Annotated in this window: 19 protein-coding genes and 1 pseudogene; 11 read left to right on the top strand and 9 right to left on the bottom strand. The window is 56.6% G+C overall.

From position 1 onward, the window contains the following. Nucleotides 1-60 precede the first annotated feature (60 nt). Nucleotides 61-210, bottom strand: a complete 150-nt coding sequence (locus tag ACCC84_RS22480) for a hypothetical protein (RefSeq protein ID WP_371902360.1) — start codon at nucleotides 208-210, stop codon at nucleotides 61-63. 178 nt (nucleotides 211-388) lie between these two features. Beyond that, nucleotides 389-1,294, bottom strand: coding sequence for a LysR family transcriptional regulator (locus tag ACCC84_RS22475; protein WP_273870117.1), 906 nt, complete (start codon nucleotides 1,292-1,294; stop codon nucleotides 389-391). A gap of 145 nt (nucleotides 1,295-1,439) precedes the next feature. On the opposite strand from ACCC84_RS22475, the gene ACCC84_RS22470 reads away from it, so the two are divergent. The 3 genes and pseudogenes from ACCC84_RS22470 to ACCC84_RS22460 form a co-directional block, all read left to right on the top strand. Beyond that, complete coding sequence (locus ACCC84_RS22470; protein WP_371902359.1) at nucleotides 1,440-2,837, top strand: amidohydrolase family protein; 1,398 nt, start codon at nucleotides 1,440-1,442, stop codon at nucleotides 2,835-2,837. Nucleotides 2,838-2,851: 14 nt separating this feature from the next. Next, nucleotides 2,852-3,325 carry a DMT family transporter gene (locus ACCC84_RS22465; RefSeq protein ID WP_371902358.1) on the top strand — a complete coding sequence of 158 codons (474 nt, stop codon included), beginning with the start codon at nucleotides 2,852-2,854 and terminating at the stop codon, nucleotides 3,323-3,325. A gap of 20 nt (nucleotides 3,326-3,345) precedes the next feature. Further along, nucleotides 3,346-3,609: pseudogene (locus ACCC84_RS22460) on the top strand (SMP-30/gluconolactonase/LRE family protein); the annotation flags it as partial. Between the two features lie 114 nt (nucleotides 3,610-3,723). Here the strand turns inward: ACCC84_RS22460 and ACCC84_RS22455 are convergent. Both ACCC84_RS22455 and ACCC84_RS22450 read right to left on the bottom strand, forming a co-directional pair. After that, entirely contained in the window at nucleotides 3,724-4,656 is a 933-nt protein-coding gene (locus ACCC84_RS22455) for an alpha/beta hydrolase (protein ID WP_371902357.1), read from the bottom strand. A 116-nt stretch (nucleotides 4,657-4,772) separates the two neighbouring features. Further along, on the bottom strand, nucleotides 4,773-5,267 hold the full coding sequence (locus ACCC84_RS22450; RefSeq protein ID WP_371902356.1) for a hypothetical protein: 495 nt from the start codon (nucleotides 5,265-5,267) through the stop codon (nucleotides 4,773-4,775). A gap of 367 nt (nucleotides 5,268-5,634) precedes the next feature. Between ACCC84_RS22450 and ACCC84_RS22445 the strand changes: the two genes are divergently transcribed. Further along, nucleotides 5,635-6,372, top strand: coding sequence for a class I SAM-dependent methyltransferase (locus tag ACCC84_RS22445; protein WP_198773959.1), 738 nt, complete (start codon nucleotides 5,635-5,637; stop codon nucleotides 6,370-6,372). Between the two features lie 81 nt (nucleotides 6,373-6,453). On the opposite strand, the gene ACCC84_RS22440 is transcribed toward ACCC84_RS22445, so the two are convergent. Continuing rightward, nucleotides 6,454-6,726 carry a GNAT family N-acetyltransferase gene (locus ACCC84_RS22440; protein ID WP_371902362.1) on the bottom strand — a complete coding sequence of 91 codons (273 nt, stop codon included), beginning with the start codon at nucleotides 6,724-6,726 and terminating at the stop codon, nucleotides 6,454-6,456. A 214-nt stretch (nucleotides 6,727-6,940) separates the two neighbouring features. On the opposite strand from ACCC84_RS22440, the gene ACCC84_RS22435 reads away from it, so the two are divergent. Both ACCC84_RS22435 and ACCC84_RS22430 read left to right on the top strand, forming a co-directional pair. Beyond that, nucleotides 6,941-7,354, top strand: coding sequence for a DoxX family protein (locus ACCC84_RS22435; protein ID WP_198773958.1), 414 nt, complete (start codon nucleotides 6,941-6,943; stop codon nucleotides 7,352-7,354). Between the two features lie 69 nt (nucleotides 7,355-7,423). After that, complete coding sequence (locus ACCC84_RS22430; protein WP_004959445.1) at nucleotides 7,424-7,810, top strand: VOC family protein; 387 nt, start codon at nucleotides 7,424-7,426, stop codon at nucleotides 7,808-7,810. Nucleotides 7,811-7,824: 14 nt separating this feature from the next. On the opposite strand, the gene smrA is transcribed toward ACCC84_RS22430, so the two are convergent. Beyond that, nucleotides 7,825-8,397: a DNA endonuclease SmrA gene (smrA, locus tag ACCC84_RS22425; protein WP_004959443.1), complete on the bottom strand. Its 573-nt coding sequence runs from the start codon at nucleotides 8,395-8,397 to the stop codon at nucleotides 7,825-7,827. Between the two features lie 208 nt (nucleotides 8,398-8,605). Here smrA and ACCC84_RS22420 point away from each other — a divergent pair, with 208 nt between their 5' ends. Further along, complete coding sequence (locus tag ACCC84_RS22420; RefSeq protein ID WP_004959440.1) at nucleotides 8,606-8,947, top strand: MbeD/MobD family mobilization/exclusion family protein; 342 nt, start codon at nucleotides 8,606-8,608, stop codon at nucleotides 8,945-8,947. Nucleotides 8,948-9,013: 66 nt separating this feature from the next. Then, the gene (locus tag ACCC84_RS22415) at nucleotides 9,014-9,460 is read left to right on the top strand and encodes a DUF1198 family protein (RefSeq protein ID WP_004959438.1); all 447 of its coding nucleotides are present in this window, start codon (nucleotides 9,014-9,016) and stop codon (nucleotides 9,458-9,460) included. A 30-nt stretch (nucleotides 9,461-9,490) separates the two neighbouring features. Here ACCC84_RS22415 and ACCC84_RS22410 read toward each other — a convergent pair whose 3' ends face one another. Further along, nucleotides 9,491-9,829, bottom strand: a complete 339-nt coding sequence (locus ACCC84_RS22410) for a DUF2002 family protein (RefSeq protein ID WP_004959435.1) — start codon at nucleotides 9,827-9,829, stop codon at nucleotides 9,491-9,493. 299 nt (nucleotides 9,830-10,128) lie between these two features. Then, nucleotides 10,129-11,127, bottom strand: a complete 999-nt coding sequence (locus tag ACCC84_RS22405; protein WP_198773957.1) for a helix-turn-helix domain-containing protein — start codon at nucleotides 11,125-11,127, stop codon at nucleotides 10,129-10,131. A gap of 150 nt (nucleotides 11,128-11,277) precedes the next feature. On the opposite strand from ACCC84_RS22405, the gene ACCC84_RS22400 reads away from it, so the two are divergent. Continuing rightward, entirely contained in the window at nucleotides 11,278-12,306 is a 1,029-nt protein-coding gene (locus ACCC84_RS22400; RefSeq protein ID WP_198773956.1) for an alpha/beta hydrolase family protein, read from the top strand. Here ACCC84_RS22400 and ACCC84_RS22395 read toward each other — a convergent pair. After that, nucleotides 12,266-13,162: a LysR family transcriptional regulator gene (locus tag ACCC84_RS22395; RefSeq protein ID WP_039991826.1), complete on the bottom strand. Its 897-nt coding sequence runs from the start codon at nucleotides 13,160-13,162 to the stop codon at nucleotides 12,266-12,268. The two genes, ACCC84_RS22400 and ACCC84_RS22395, sit on opposite strands and share 41 nt — an antisense overlap. Nucleotides 13,163-13,268: 106 nt before the next feature. On the opposite strand from ACCC84_RS22395, the gene ACCC84_RS22390 reads away from it, so the two are divergent. Both ACCC84_RS22390 and ACCC84_RS22385 read left to right on the top strand, forming a co-directional pair. After that, entirely contained in the window at nucleotides 13,269-14,651 is a 1,383-nt protein-coding gene (locus ACCC84_RS22390; protein WP_371902355.1) for a DHA2 family efflux MFS transporter permease subunit, read from the top strand. Continuing rightward, a complete protein-coding gene (locus tag ACCC84_RS22385) occupies nucleotides 14,648-15,028 on the top strand; it encodes a hypothetical protein (RefSeq protein WP_004959416.1) in 381 nt (126 codons plus the stop codon). Before ACCC84_RS22390 ends, ACCC84_RS22385 begins: the two co-directional genes overlap by 4 nt. Nucleotides 15,029-15,161: the final 133 nt, after the last annotated feature.

Here is a 15,161-nt window from a genome sequence, read left to right as displayed (position 1 = left end):
GTGGCGGTCTTAGCCCGGAACAGTTTGAAAACCAAAACCTCGCTTAGGGCCGTGTCCACATTACGTGGGTAGGATCAGGCCGCCATGGGCCCCCTGCTGCTGGGTAAAGTGCATGATTGGTCCGGCGGCTGAGCTGTGCCGCTGCTGGTGACTGCGGCGGTCGCGGTGGCCGGCGCCGGTACCGGCATGGCTGCAGGACGAAACGCACATCTGGAACCCGCATCCTCATGGAGTTGAATCTTGGCCTCTGTCTTCAGGAGACAGGTCGTCCTCCTGATGTTTTCCAGGCTGGAGGATGGCGACTGTGTGACCCCGCTTTCTTCCCTGTGTTTGTTCAAACACGCTTACATTTATCCCCTTCTGAGCGCAGAGGGGATGCTCTTCGTATTTACTGGCCGGGGCTGGCGTTGTGGATCAGCCCGGCTACCCAGTCAGCAAAGACGCGCACGGCGGGAGAAAGAAAACGCTGATGCGGATAAAGCAAATTCACCGGTATTGACGGTGGCTGCCAGTCAGCCAGAACCTCGATTAACTTCCCCGCCTGCAGATACTCTGAGACCACGCTCTCGGCAAGCTGCACCAGTCCGAAACCATCAAGACACATTTTGATGTAGAGGCCCGTTTCATTAACGGCGGTCCCCCCATTCATAGGTATGGATCGTGTTTCAGCGCCGCGGGCAAAGCGCATTTCGTTCGCACGTTTGGCTTGACCGGAAAAATAGTGGATCGCCCGATGCCGGGACAATTCTTCAGGCGATTGCGGAATGCCGTATTCCCTGAGATAGTCCGGCGATGCACAGGTGACCCAGCGAAACCGGCCTAGCGGGCGGGCGACCAGCGTTGAGTTATTGAGCTCTCCAACCCTGATCACACAGTCCACGCCCTCCTGAATCAGATCGACCTGACGATCGTTTACCCCGACCATCAGGTAGATATCCGGATAACGTCGGAAAAAGTCTTTCAGGTTTGGCATGACAATGAAATGGGCGATTCCACCGGGCATATCTACCCGCAAGCGCCCCTGCGGCCGCTTTACCGAATCCGTCAGACTGGCTTCCGCATGGTCGATCAAGAAGAGTATTTCCCGACACTGCGCGAGATACTGTAACCCTTCAGGGGTGAGGCTCACCCGCCGCGTTGTCCTGTTAAGCAGACGCACCTGCAGGTATTTCTCCAAGCCTTTTATGGTGCTGGTTACCGTCGACGGAGGCAGTGACAGCGTTTCCGCCGCGCGCACGAAGCTTCCGGCTTCGGCCACCCGCGTAAAGATCTGCATAGCCTGAATACGATCCACATTCCTTCTCCCCAGTGCCGATAAATCTGCCCATAGTTAACATCATTATTCGTGAATTATGAATAATGAAAACGCGTTAAGCATCTTTTTCATATTAATAGAGTGACGTATCTTTTCCCTGTTGATGAGAAAAGAGACACTTTAAATGACCGATTACATTAGAAATATTGTTAATAATCAGACTGAAAACCCACCGGTAACGTTGATCCGTGGCGCAACCATACTGAGCATGGATGATAATGTGGGTAATATTGAGCGCGGTGATATTCTTATCACCGGATCAACCATTACCGCCGTGGGTCAGAACCTGGACGCGCAAAGTGCCCACGAGATAGATGCCACGAACATGATTGCCATGCCGGGGATGGTGGATTCTCACCGTCACGCATGGGAAGGACAGTTGCGCCGCATCAACCCTAATGCCACCTGTCTAGACGACTACAGCAACGCCACGCATTTCTCTTTCGCCAAATACTATCGCCCCGGCGATATTTATATCGGTAACCTGCTGACTGCCCTGGGAGCTATTGACGCGGGCATAACTACAATCATTGATAATTCCCATAACAGTCGTACCGCTGCGCATTCGGACGCCGCCGTAGAGGCCTTGCTTGACTCGGGCATTCGTGCCATCCATGCCTCCGGAGCGCCGGTATCAGGTGACTGGGACAGAGCGCACTGGCCGGGTAACTGGCAGCGTCTACAGGAAAAGTATTTCACGAACAATTCTGAAAGCCTTGTTTCTCTTGGTGGCATGGCTCAGTTGGAGCCAGAGTTGTGGGCCGAAGCTCGCAGGCTGGGACTGCCAATCGTCACTGAATTCTTTGGCACTGAGATGGCGTCAGAGCTTGAATCGCTGCATCAACAGGGCCTTCTTGGCACAGACAATATTTTCAATCACTGCACAGCGCTGCCTGACGAGGGATGGAAGATCCTGCGGGAAGCGGGTGTGCGAGTGAACGTCTGCCCGCGCTCCGATGCGCACTATGGCATCGAAGACGGTATGTTTGCTATTGAAGCTGCGCAACGTCATGGCATCAACCCCGGTCTGAGCGTTGACAATGAAACGTCCTACAGTACCGACATGTTTATGGAAATGCGCGTGGCATTTTACCTACAGCGGGTGATGGGCATGCATAAGCAGCACTGCTGTGATTCAGAGCATTCGCTGACAACACTCCCGGCAGCGCAACTTCTTAACGCGGCGACCGTCGATGGCGCTGCCTGCGCAGGACTGCAGGACAAGATTGGCAGCCTGACGCCGGGCAAACAGGCTGACCTGATCCTGATTAACGCCGGCGACATCAACCTCTATCCGTCCGGCAATGCCTTTGGCACGGTGGTACATGCTACAGAACGCAGTAACATTGATACCGTCATGATTGGCGGGCGCATCGTCAAGCAGAACGGAAAAGTCCAGGGCGTGGACAGCGCGCGTCTTCGCGCCGCGATTGATGAATCGCGTGAACATCTGTTTGCCGCCGCCGGGCATGCGCCTGACATTTTTGCGGAAACCTTCCTGCCGCTGAAGCCGGCGCACTGACAGGGACAACACGCATGGGCATGACCTATTACGTAATCGCTTTTGCCGCAGGTCTCGGGATTACCCTGCAGACGACGTTGAACAGCCAACTGGCTCAAGGACTCGGAGGCGATTCGGTCACCGCCGCACTGTTCTCCTTCGCGGCCGGGGCATTTAGCCTTGGGGTTTATTCGCTGCTGCGCGGGGGATTATTCACCTCGCTGACGACCATTCCGTCTCAGCCTTTGTGGAGTCTGACTGGCGGTCTGATCGGTGCCTGCGCATTGTTCAGTTATGTCGTGCTCGCGCCGAAAATCGGTTTTTCAGCCCTACTCGGGCTGGCAATTGTCGGACAGTTGATCTCGTCTCAGATGATCGACCATTTTGGTCTGCTGGGCGCCATACGACGACCGGTTTCGTTGCTCAAGCTGGGGGGAATGCTGGTCATGCTGACCGGTCTTGTCATCATGTTGTTCGGCGATCGGCTGTCTGAGCGTTTTCTGCACTGACAGAGTGCAAGACTGGCCTCTATGATCTGAATCCCCAGATTTTTACCGCTGTGACGGCATCAGCAGGGACTGGCGGAACACGAATAGACGATGGGCGTTGCGATCGCTCGGGAAATTTTGTCTTTAGCACCATGGATGAAGGTTATCCGCTGAAAGTCGTCGGTAAATTTCACAGACTTATTAACATGGCTACGCTAACGATTGAGACGCCTCCTCAGCCCGAAGTCGCTATCCCGAACAGCGTCTGGTTCAGGCCGGATGGCGGCACGATGTATTACTGCGACGTATTCAGACTCCCCCACCCAATCCCCCCAGTCCAGACAGACCCGGTGGCAATAACGAAAAAGCCCGCATTCCTATGGTTTGCAGGCTTTTTTGTGCCTAACGCCTGGCATTACTCACTCCGACGCCTCCAGCAACGCCGGTGCGACCGCCGCTGCCAGCATGCCGCCATGGCCCTGCTGTGGCCATGCGTGATAATTCACCCGTAGCCCGTTGAGCGTCGACAGCCGCTGCGCCAGTTGCTGTGTCCCCTCGGACGGCGAGGCGTTGCCTGCCCCGGGAGGTGCATCTCCGCTCGCCCTTTGCTGCTGACGCCGGGTACCCTCCCATAATGCCAATTGCACCCGTAGCGCCGGCCGCTGTTGCATAAAGGCCTGCGCCTCTTTGAGGATAAAACCGTTTCCCCACCACAGCGACGGCTCCACGGCGATATAGCGCTGGAACGCCTGCGGTTGATTGAACAGCGTGTGCAACACAAAAACGCCGCCATACGAATGGCCCCACAGCGTCTGTCGCTGGGGATCGACCGCCACCTGCGCAGCTACCGCCGGTTTTATTTTCTGTTCAATCAATTGCAGGAACTCATCGGCTCCGCCGTTGGGCCAATGCGGCATCGGCACAGGCTTTTGCTGCGCTTCCTGCGGGGGTTGCGGCGTGTAATCGTACGCCCGGCTCGGCGCGTCAATCCGCAAGTCATTGTCATAACCCAGCATCACCAACAGCGGTGGATGCGCCCCGGCCGCCAGGCGGGATAGCAGCTTGGTATTTAACTCCATTAATACCGCGTTGCCATCCAGAAAATACACCACCGGATACCCTTGCGCCGGCGGCGCCTGGTTCGGCTTGGCGATACGAATGCGATAGTGGCGCTTGCCGTCTGCCGAGTCCAGGCGCAGGTCGCTGAAGCGGTAATCACGCGCGCCGGTATCCGCCACGGTCACGCCTATCTTGCGCTGCAGATCGGGCTTGGCCATGGCCATTGCCGGTAATAGCGTCCCCAACAGCAAGCTGGTTACTACCCACTTAAAACGACAACAAAACAACGGCATAAGATTTCCTGATCGGTACGATTCATTCGGGGGGAGCCCCGACAACAATGCTAATGAGACGTAATATCAGTTAGCTATTCCCTCGTCAATGCGAAAAAGACCTTGCAGAATCCAGGTTATTTCCGCAGCGTCTCCAGCATATCCTTTTCAAAATTGCCGTTTGAGCGACATTCGGCCGGTTTAATCTTGTCGTTACCATCTGCAGCGGTTAACCGTGCCGTTCCACTGGCCTGCGCGCTGACTCGGCTGCCCTCCCCAGCGCTGTACGCCTGTACCACCAGCCGATATTGTCGCTGCAGCGGCTGCGATTGTCCTAACGCAGAGCAATCAAGATAGCTCTGCGCCAGCGCCGGGGAGTCGCCAATCGTGGCAATGATGCCGCTCTGCTCATTGCTGACCACCGGCGTGATCCCTTTACTGGCAAACCATGCTTCCGCCTTGCTGAACAGTTCGTCCGGCCGCCGGTTGCCAATCAGCGTTGTCGCGTCAACGGGCGCCACCGCCGGAGAGGCACTCGCATCAGACTGCGGCACGTTGCCGCTTTTGGTCGGGCCATACACGCAGACGCAGCCGCTTAACCCCAACGCGGCAAACAGTATGATTTTTTTCATTCGTTCACCGGTAATAAAGCGAGGCGCAGGCCGTTAATGACAGCACCAGGCACAATAATAAAAAATGACGCATCCTTGCTCCTTAGCGATAATACGCAGCGACGCAGCCAGATAATGTCAAGCAGCCCGCCAGCAATAGATAAATATAAAGTCGCATCCCGTTCTCCCGTGATGTATTGGTACGTAATCCGTTAACGCCCGAATAAGGTAACGTGCCAGCGGAATAACAAACCAGCCAAAGCCGACCTGTCAGCGCTGGCACAACCTAATCAGAACGCTACCCTGCCGGCATGATTGAGAACCAGGATGCCAACGCGTATTCTCTGGCAGCTGCCGCAGCATGCGGCACGGTAAAAAAGGAGTCTCTATGTCACAAAATATCTATGATAATCAGCGCTTCTTTGACGGCTACGCCCAACTTGAGCGTTCGGTCAACGGCCTCGACGGCGCGCCGGAATGGCCAACCATTCGCCGTATTCTGCCGGACCTGCACGGCAAGCAGGTGGTCGATCTTGGCTGCGGCTATGGCTGGTTCTGCCGTAGCGCGCGCGAGCAGGGTGCCGCCAGCGTGCTGGGGCTCGATCTGTCGCAGAAAATGTTGAATAAAGCGCGGAAAATGACCAACGATGCGGCGATTGACTATCGCCAACAGGATCTGGAGGCGCTGCAACTGCCGGCGGAGCGTTTTGATCTGGCCTACAGCTCGCTAACGCTGCATTACATCGTCAACCTGCAGAAACTGTTCGCCACGGTATTTCAGTCGCTGGTACCGGGCGGGCAGTTTATCTTCACCGCCGAACACCCGATTTATAGCGCCCCCAGGCAGCAGGGCTGGCTGGTCGCCGAAGATGGGCAACAATCGTGGCCGGTCAATAGCTATCAGCAGGAGGGCGAGCGTATTTCCAACTGGCTGGCGGAAGGGGTGATCAAGCAACATCGCATGTTGGGCAGCTACGTCAATATGTTGATACAGCAAGGATTTACTATCACCTATCTGAATGAATGGGGGCCTTCAGCACGGCAAATCCACGACAACCCGGCGCTGGATGAAGAAAAGGAGCGCCCGATGATATTTATTCTTGCCGCGCAGAAACCCGCTCAGTAATGCTCGCCATAAACTAAACACCATTAACACATCCATTATTGGGGAGGTCGCCTCCCCCAGTATTCGGCCGCCTTGGCAAGTTTATGCGCGAATATCCTGATAAGCCGGCGTGGTGTCAAACTCATGTTTGGCAAATGGGCACAGCGGAATAATCTTGCGCCCTTGCTGGCGCATTTTTTCCACTACCCGAGCCACCAGCACTTTCCCTACGCCCTGACCCTTTAGCTTTTCGTCTACCCAGGTATGATCGATAATGGTTAATCTGTCACCGCTAGGCACAAAAGAAATCTCGGCAATAGCGTTACCCTGCTGGTCATTAATAAAGAAACGGGTGTCGTCTTGTAATATTTCCAGGTCCATATTTTCATCTCACGGTTTAAAGGATGCTGCCGGCTGAGTGCGTTTACCCAGTGCTGAATTGGTTTAAGTATAGCCAACAAACCCTCGGCCCCGTCAGCGGCGTAAAAACGTGCGCAATCCCCTGCTGTGCCTAGAAAAACCGGCCAACTGGTCTACGCTTTAATCAGCAGTGCAACAATAATTTTCAGCAGTGGCTAAGGAGTTCAACATGGGTGATAGCTCAAAAGACGGCGTTATTCTGCTCTCCAGAATATTGCTGATGATCCTGTTCATTATTTTTGGCTGGATGAAACTGACCAATTTTGGCGGCACGGTCACGTCAATGGAAGGCTACGGCACGCCAATGCCGTATTTTGCCGCGATTATTGCCGTGGTGGTTGAATTTATTTTCGGCATCGCGTTAATCGTCGGCATTTTCACGCGACCTATCGCGGTTATTTTTGCTCTGTATGTTTTGGGTACGGCGTTTATCGGCCACCCGTTCTGGAATATGACCGGTGCGGAGATGATGGGCAATGAAATAAACTTCTTTAAAAATATCAGCATCATTGGCGGCCTGCTGCTGTTGGCGGTTACCGGTGCCGGGCGTTATTCCCTGGATCATAAACTGTTCGATAAATAATTAGCCACGGCCAATAGCCGAGCACGCTATTGGCCGATTTAATCCACCTCAACGACGACGCGCTTTACCATGAAGATAAATAAACTGGACCACCTGGTGTTAACCGTGGCAGACATTGAACGCAGCTGCCGCTTTTACCAACAGGTATTGGGATTCGATATCATCACTTTCGCCGACGAGCGCAAGGCGCTGGCCTTCGGTCAGCAAAAGATCAATCTGCATCAGGCTGGCAACGAGTTCGAACCAAAGGCCTATCGCCCGACGCCCGGCTCGGCGGATCTGTGCTTTATCGCCGCCACCCCGCTGGCGCTGGTCATGGAGGAGCTGGACGATCTGGGGGTGATTATTGAAGAAGGTCCGATAGAACGCACCGGCGCCAACGGGCCGATCGTCTCGATCTACCTGCGCGATCCGGACAACAACCTGATCGAAATAGCCAATCCGCTGCCGGCCTGACGCGGGTTGCCCGCTTAGCGGCTGCGCTTGGCATGGCGCTCAAAGTTATCCGCTTTGGCCTGCGCCGATTTACGCAGCGTTACGTAACAGGCTCCATCGCCGCCGTCGCGCGGCAGTGCGCGACAAAACGCCTGCACCGGTTCCAGTTGCGCCAGCCATTTGGCCAGGTAACTGCGCACAATGTTGGCATGACTTTCATCTTCACGACCACGGCCATGCACCACCAGCAGCGAACGCAGGTTTTCCTGCTGCGCCAGTACGATAAAGCGGAACAGCTCCTGACGACAGCTTTCCACCGGGCGTTTCAGCAGGTTCAGGCTGGCCTGCGGCGCATAACGGCCATGGCGCAGCTTCTCCAGCACCCCTTGCTGAATACCCTCGCCCCGGTATTCGAGTGGCACATCGCAGGGAATAATCTCCAGCAAGTCGCTGCTGAGCGGATTTTCCTGTTGCAGCGCCTGCGCGGCGCGGCGCGCGCGCTGGTCCTCCCGATGGTCGGCTTTTAGATACAGCGTCTGTTGCCGCCCAGATAAGGGGGTAACGTCGGCCATTGCCTGCTCAAAAAAACCTTTTTCTTCGTTGTTCATCTCGCTGCCACTCACCTAGAAGTTAATACCGAAAACGACCGAGGTTCCTGTATTGCGGGGGGATGAGCTTGATTGTAAGACGCCATGGCGAGGTTGCAAGTGACGATTTATCGCTGGGGATTGTCTGCTTTTGTCACCAGCGGGTGAGCTTGCGCGTAGTTTTCGTTATACTGCCAGCCAATATTGAGTGCCGCAAAGGATCGAGCCCATGACAATGCGCGAACTGGAAATCCAGTTTCAGAATGCAATGAATGAGTTGCAGGCCAGCTTCGAAAAGCAGCACCGCGAATGGCAACAACGCTATCACGCACTGCAACAACAATTGCTGGAAGCTCAACAACGCGAAGCTGCCCTTCGTGCACAGAACGAACAGCTGGCGCGGAAACTGAGCACCGCCAGCTCGGTGCCGGAACAGCATGCGCTGGTGAAGCAAATCAAAATGCTCGGCGCCCACCTGGATGCGCTGGCCAAGGATGCCGCCACCTTCAATCACCGTGTGCATAATCAGCCACCACGGGCAGCGGATAATTTCAGCGGCGAACAACACTGACATCACCGGCGCCGTCAGCGGCGCCCCTGGCCAGTTGCTGGCAACTAACGAGTACAAGACACCCCAATGACGTGGATTATTATCGCCGCCCTGATCGTGGTCTTTATTGTCGGTTACCGCCTGCTGACCTCCGATACCCGCAAGGCCATTGATTCTCTGGCGAACTGGCTGAAGGTCAAACCGATGCTGGTTGAATCGATGGTGCAGGAAATGGGCGGGCACAACGGCCAACGCTTCATCCGGATGCTGAACAACGGCTACACCGAAGAAATGCACCGTGCGGCCTACCTGCTGTTTATTTATGTCACCTTTATCAAACAGGCGGACGATACGCAGATAGGCCTGTGGCGCGAAACCCTGATCCGCGCGGGTCTGTCGCCGCAGTTGCACGCCGAACACACCGAGTCGGCGCTATTTTACTTTGCTGAACTGGATTTGGATGCGTTTGAACTGGCGCAGTTTCGCCGCGCCTATAACGAGCGCTTCAATCTGGATGCCATCGTCAACGGGTGAGCCATGGGCGCAGCGGACTGCGCTCCCTGGTTACAGGAACATACTGTAAAGATAGCGGGACAGCGCTTCGCGCGAGCTGAAGCCGTGCGGAATGCCGTAACGCAGGTTTGGCGTGTCGCCGGTGAGATCCAATGGGAATTCAGTATATTGTTCGCTGGTACGCACTGGCGACGTCGGGGTCGCAAAGTGCACGCTGCGCTCTTTTAACGCAGGGTGTATCACCAACGCAGTTCTGCCCATCCGCGCTTCGCGGTTAACATACACATAGTGATCGCCCTTGCGGTAGCCGTAGGCTTGATCGGTGACATAATCACGTTCAAAACCGGTACTCTCCAACACTCTAGCCACTTCATCCGGCCGTAAATACATCGATTCCTCCTCTCATTCTGAACCGCAGTGCGACCTTACCGGAATCATTGGCTGAAACAATAAATTTCTCAGAGTGCATCCGGGTTTCGGAATAATCCTTAATCATCAGCTTGAGCCAAGGCTGGCGTGGCTGTTTCACGCATCGCAGGCAGCTAACGATACACGGTCATTCCCCAATGGGAGCGAGGATTGCGCAGGCAACGCTTTGGTTGGCAACGACAGCGCTGGCTACCTGCCACCGGGAATCCCCCCTCGCCCCCAAGCGGCGGTAAACCGGGATCATAGCGACGGCCAGACCATTATTGCTTGGCTAACGCATGCCGTTTGCGCCATTCGCTGGGGTTGAGGCCCAAAATGCGCTGAAATTCGCGGTTAAAATTGGATTTAGTGGTAAAACCGGCCTCCAGCATAATGTCGGTAATCGGCCGATCGCTTGCGCTTAGCCAATGAGCTGCCTGATGAATGCGCATTTGGTTCACAAATTGCGATACGTTCATCCCGGCATGCTGATTAATCGCCTGGGACACCTTGCGTGCCGGCAAGCCAACCTTACGCGCCAGACGAGTCAGGTTAAGCTCAGCGTCCAGATACAGGCCATCCTGCCTGAGGCGGCGCTCAATCAGCGCGAACCATTCCTCGGTCGGCTTGTGCTGCTCGGCTTCAACTGGAGGCTCCTCCACCGTATGCGCAGGTAAATGCGCCCGCAGCAGAATGGCGCCAAGCCCCAGCACCACCAGCAGGCTGCTCAAGGTAGCGATGGCACCAGCATGCTCCCCGGCGTGAAAGGCAAAATCCCAGGCGATGGCCGTTTCAGCTAAGCCACCGGCCAATAAAAGCATGCCAAGCGCGCGCCAAAGGCGCAGACTCAGCCAACTTTCCGTCAGCGCTACCCTGGGTAAGCTGTTTTCCCCCTGCCGTAAAAACAACAGCATGGCGAGGGCAAACCCCAGATAGGCCGCAATGATCAGACCATCCAACAGCCAGGGTGCCCACAGCTGCGCCCAACCAGCAATCGCCAACGGCATCGCCACCACCAGACCATAGTGCCAACGCCCGCCTTGCGCGCTCGCGGTAAGCGCCAGATAAATCAGCGCGGGAATGGCGATAGCGCCATAGGGTTGTAGCGCGTTGAACTGGTTGAAATGATAGCCATAACGCACTCCGACCAACAGACTTTGCCAGATGCACAATAGCAGTAACAGATGAAATACCCAGCGCTGACGCTGGGGAGCCCCCAGGCGAATCAACAGTGCCAGATACACGGCAGCAAAGACAAATGTCAGTGGAATAAGCGGCATGGCCAGGGTTCGCAATAACCGGGAAGGTGTCCGCGAGTGTAAAATCTTAAGCTTGCAAAAACAAACCGTTAACGACCTAAATCGCGATCGAGGTCGCCACAACCTATCCCCCTGCTGCAAATTGGCCGCTTTCCCTGTCAAGGAAGCATCATGAAGACATTCGTTATCTTGCTGGCATTGATCGGTTCATTCGCCAACGCCGCCCCTTATCAACTTGCCGACGCACAACACACCTTTCATGCTAACGGCAGAGCACTCGACAGCCGCATTTACTACCCCACCGAGGATAGCGGCCCGCAACATGTGCTGGCAGCCAACCCGGTGTTTGCTGGTATCCCGAGTAGGATTAATGCGCCCGTTGCCCAGGGCCGATTCCCGCTGGTGATCCTGAGCCACGGCAGCGGCGGTAACAACGCCAGTCAGGCCTGGCTGGCCAAGGCTCTGGTTGAACAAGGGATAATCGTAGTGGCGGCCAATCATCCCGGCAGTACTACCGGCAATTCTCTCCCGGCGCAGTCTGCCCGCTTATGGTTGCAAACCGAGGATATGTCCGCGCTGATCGGCGCCATGCTCGACGATGCGCGCTGGAGCCAACGGATCGATGCCAACGCCATTGGCGTTATCGGGCATTCCAAAGGCGGCTACAGCGCCATTGCACTGGTCGGCGGGCGCCTTGATCTACGCCAGTTTATTCACGGCTGCCATCGCGCACCGCATTCAGCCAACTGCCAGTTTTATACGCAGGCCAAGGTTGAGTTGCGGCAGCTGTCAGCCCAGCGCTTCAACCATGACTATCAGGATCGCCGCGTTCGCTTTGCCATTGCGCTCGATCCCGGCATGGCACCCTACCTGTTGCCCGCCAGCCTGGGCTCGCTTTCCGCCCCGCTGCTGATTGTCGAAGCGCAGCGCTATCTGGCAACGGCGGACGGTCTGGGGGGGGCGTCGCTGGCGAAGTATGCCGGCAGGCACCCCATTACCAGCGTGCAAATCCCTGACAGCAGTCATTTTGATTTCTTGCCCTTATGCACCCCACGGGCAAAAACCGTGCTGGCGCAGGAGGGGGAAAGCTTTATTTGTGACTCGACAACGGCGCAGCGTGCAGCAGTACATCAACAGACCATTGCCACGGTATTGCAGTTTATTCACCCTTGGCTAACCAGGACCGCAAAAAATCGATAAATGCCCGCACCTTCTCCGGTACGTGGCGCGTATTGGGGTAAAGCGCATAAATACTCTGTGTCGGGAAGCGGTGGTCTGGCAACAGCTGACATAATTGCCCGCGCTGCAGTGCCGGGCGAGCCAGCCAGTCCGGCAGCAGGGCAACGCCGGCGCCGTGCAGGGCGAACGCCAGCAGCGCCGTCGCGCTGTCGGCCGTCAGCGCGGCAGGGGTTTCAACGTCGAACAGCACCGCCTGCCGTTGCGGCGTTACCACCTGCCAACTGAGCGGAGATGCTAATCGGCTGTGAACAATCCACTGCGCCTGCGCCAGTTGCGCCAGCGAAACAATCTGCTGTCGCGCCAGATAGTCCGGTGACGCGACCGGCAAAATGGCGAAATCGTCGAGGCGTGCCGCACGATGGTTTGAATCTGCCATGCGCCCCAGACGAATCGCCACGTCAAAGCGCTCGGCAATCAAATCCGCATGCTGAGAAGAAGAAACGTGCTGGATACGTAACCGTGGGTGCAGCTGGGCAAAAGCCGCCAGCGCCGGCACCACCGCGTGAGCGCCATATTCCGGCGTGCTGGTAATGCGCAAGGTGCCGCTCAGGCCGTGGTGGTCGCGCCGCACGTCATCCAAGACGTTTTCTGCCTCTTGCAACAGGCGCAGACTGCGCTGATAAAACCGTTCGCCGGCGTCGGTCAGCGACAGTTTCCGCGTGCTGCGCGCCAACAACGATACGCCAAGCTCGCTTTCCAACTGCTTGATATTAAAGCTGACCACCGCTTTGCTTTGCCCCAGCGTGTTTGCCGCCGCGGTGAAATTACCGGCCTCGACCACGGCAACAAAAATAGCCAGCCGCTGTAAATTGAGCATGGAATCCTCGATGACTGTCAAAATTATTTTGACAGTGTAACCGCCTGGCGCCGATTTATCCGCTGCTTTCCCCCCGCTACACTGCACGCCTTCAACCGGAGGCCCTATGCCGTATCGTACTCGCGTCGCGCTCGTCTATCTGCTTGGTTTTTTTGTCGATCTGATCACTATGTTCATTGCCAACATCGCCTACCCGGCGATTGGCCGCGCGCTGCACGCCAGCGTCAACCAACTGGCCTGGGTCAGCACCGGCTATATTCTCGGCCTGACGCTGGTCATTCCCCTCAGCGCCTGGCTGGCGCAGCGCATCGGCGCACGACGGGTGTTTCTGTTGTCACTGACCGTATTTATCCTCGCCACCGCCGCCGCCGGTTTTGCCGGCACGATTGGCGCGCTGATTGGTTGGCGAGTATTGCAAGGCATCGGCGGCGGCCTGCTGATCCCGATCGGTCAGACGCTGACCTATCAGCTGTATCGCAGCCATGAACGCGCCCGGCTGTCTGCCGCCATCATGCTGGTGGGTCTGCTGGCGCCGGCGCTGTCCCCGCTATTGGGGGGGCTCATCGTCGATCGCCTGGAGTGGCGCTGGGTATTCTTCGCCAATCTGCCGCTGGCGCTACTGGCGTTGCTGCTGTCCGCCCTGTGGCTACGCCGTGATGCACCGTCGCCGCAGCGTTCGCCGTTGGATGTCTGGGGATTGCTCAGCGCCTGCGCTACCTTGAGTTTATTGCTGCTTGGTCTGAGCCGGTTGGGCGAACCACAGACGCAACGCTCGGCGGCGCTGCTGCTGGTCGGCGCTGGCGTGGCTATGGCTATCTATCTGCGCCATAGCCTGCGCCACCCGCACCCACTGCTCGATCTGCGCCTGATGCAAAACCCGCTGCTACGTATTTCGATGCTGGTTTACCAGACCATTCCCGGACTGTTTCTCGGCGTCAATCTGCTCGCCATGTTGTACCTGCAAAATCAGCTGGCGATGTCGGCCGCCGCGGTGGGCGCGCTGATGATCCCCTGGTCTCTGGCCTCTTTGCTGGCGATTACGCTGACCGGCAAAAGCTTCAACCGTCTTGGCCCACGCCCGTTATTTATTCTCGGCTGCATCATGCAGGGGCTGGGGATCCTGACGCTGGCGCACATCAGCGCCGCCGACCAGCTCGCATGGCAACTTGCCGCCTTTGCGATGATGGGATTTGGCGGCAGTTTATGCAGCAGTACCGCACAGAGCAGCGCCTTCCTGACCCTTGACGACGCGCGTCTGGCCGACGCCAGCGCACTATGGAATATCAATCGTCAGCTCAGTTTCTGCTTTGGCGTGGCGCTGCTGAGCCTGGCGTTCAACCTGCTGCAACGTTATGCCCCCGGCGTTAACGCTTACCAAACCAGTTTTTATCTGGCCGCCGCAGCAACGCCAATCCCATTGCTGCTGTGCCTGCGCATCGCCAATCGGGCGGTGGTGCGCCATATCCATCTGCAACAGGAGATATCATGAACCGTTATTTTAACGAAGTGTTGGACGCCCACGTGGCGATCGAAAACTGGCTGGGGCAAGGCGAAGGCCAGCTCGACGCGCTACTGGCACGATTTGATGCCGATTTTACCCTGATTGCGCTCAACGGCAGCAAACTGGATTTTCCAGCGCTGCGCGGTTTTTTTCAGGCTCATCATGCGGCCAAGCGTGGCTTGCGCATCGCCATTGAAGAGATGACGCTGCTGGCGCAATGGCCGGGCGGCGCGGTGGTGAACTACCGAGAGCGGCAAACGCTGCCTGGCCAGACGGCTACGCTGCGTTATTCTACCGTAGTATTTACCCAGCTTGACGCGCAGATTCAGTGGCGACATCTGCACGAAACACCGCTGGTTGGCTAATTACAGGAAGTTCTCGGCGAACAACGGCCAGGCGACGATCGCGCCGCACAGCGCCACCGCGCTAAACATCAGCTCGAACAGATAGCGGTTTATCATAGACGCTCCAATAAAAAACACCCGGAAGGGGCCGGGT

This window comes from Serratia odorifera (genome assembly GCF_041448735.1).
GTDB classification, from domain to species: Bacteria; Pseudomonadota; Gammaproteobacteria; order Enterobacterales; family Enterobacteriaceae; genus Serratia_F; species Serratia_F odorifera.
This window is presented reverse-complemented; position numbering and strand designations above follow the sequence as displayed.

Coding starts and splice junctions, on each gene's coding strand:
- ACCC84_RS22480 (WP_371902360.1), bottom strand. CDS start 210: ATGTGCGTTTCGTCCTGCAGCCATGCCGGTACCGGCGCCGGCCACCGC.
- ACCC84_RS22470 (WP_371902359.1), top strand. CDS start 1,440: ATGACCGATTACATTAGAAATATTGTTAATAATCAGACTGAAAACCCA.
- ACCC84_RS22465 (WP_371902358.1), top strand. CDS start 2,852: ATGGGCATGACCTATTACGTAATCGCTTTTGCCGCAGGTCTCGGGATT.
- ACCC84_RS22455 (WP_371902357.1), bottom strand. CDS start 4,656: ATGCCGTTGTTTTGTTGTCGTTTTAAGTGGGTAGTAACCAGCTTGCTG.
- ACCC84_RS22450 (WP_371902356.1), bottom strand. CDS start 5,267: ATGAAAAAAATCATACTGTTTGCCGCGTTGGGGTTAAGCGGCTGCGTC.
- ACCC84_RS22445 (WP_198773959.1), top strand. CDS start 5,635: ATGTCACAAAATATCTATGATAATCAGCGCTTCTTTGACGGCTACGCC.
- ACCC84_RS22435 (WP_198773958.1), top strand. CDS start 6,941: ATGGGTGATAGCTCAAAAGACGGCGTTATTCTGCTCTCCAGAATATTG.
- ACCC84_RS22430 (WP_004959445.1), top strand. CDS start 7,424: ATGAAGATAAATAAACTGGACCACCTGGTGTTAACCGTGGCAGACATT.
- smrA (WP_004959443.1), bottom strand. CDS start 8,397: ATGAACAACGAAGAAAAAGGTTTTTTTGAGCAGGCAATGGCCGACGTT.
- ACCC84_RS22420 (WP_004959440.1), top strand. CDS start 8,606: ATGACAATGCGCGAACTGGAAATCCAGTTTCAGAATGCAATGAATGAG.
- ACCC84_RS22415 (WP_004959438.1), top strand. CDS start 9,014: ATGACGTGGATTATTATCGCCGCCCTGATCGTGGTCTTTATTGTCGGT.
- ACCC84_RS22410 (WP_004959435.1), bottom strand. CDS start 9,829: ATGTATTTACGGCCGGATGAAGTGGCTAGAGTGTTGGAGAGTACCGGT.
- ACCC84_RS22405 (WP_198773957.1), bottom strand. CDS start 11,127: ATGCCGCTTATTCCACTGACATTTGTCTTTGCTGCCGTGTATCTGGCA.
- ACCC84_RS22400 (WP_198773956.1), top strand. CDS start 11,278: ATGAAGACATTCGTTATCTTGCTGGCATTGATCGGTTCATTCGCCAAC.
- ACCC84_RS22395 (WP_039991826.1), bottom strand. CDS start 13,162: ATGCTCAATTTACAGCGGCTGGCTATTTTTGTTGCCGTGGTCGAGGCC.
- ACCC84_RS22390 (WP_371902355.1), top strand. CDS start 13,269: ATGCCGTATCGTACTCGCGTCGCGCTCGTCTATCTGCTTGGTTTTTTT.
- ACCC84_RS22385 (WP_004959416.1), top strand. CDS start 14,648: ATGAACCGTTATTTTAACGAAGTGTTGGACGCCCACGTGGCGATCGAA.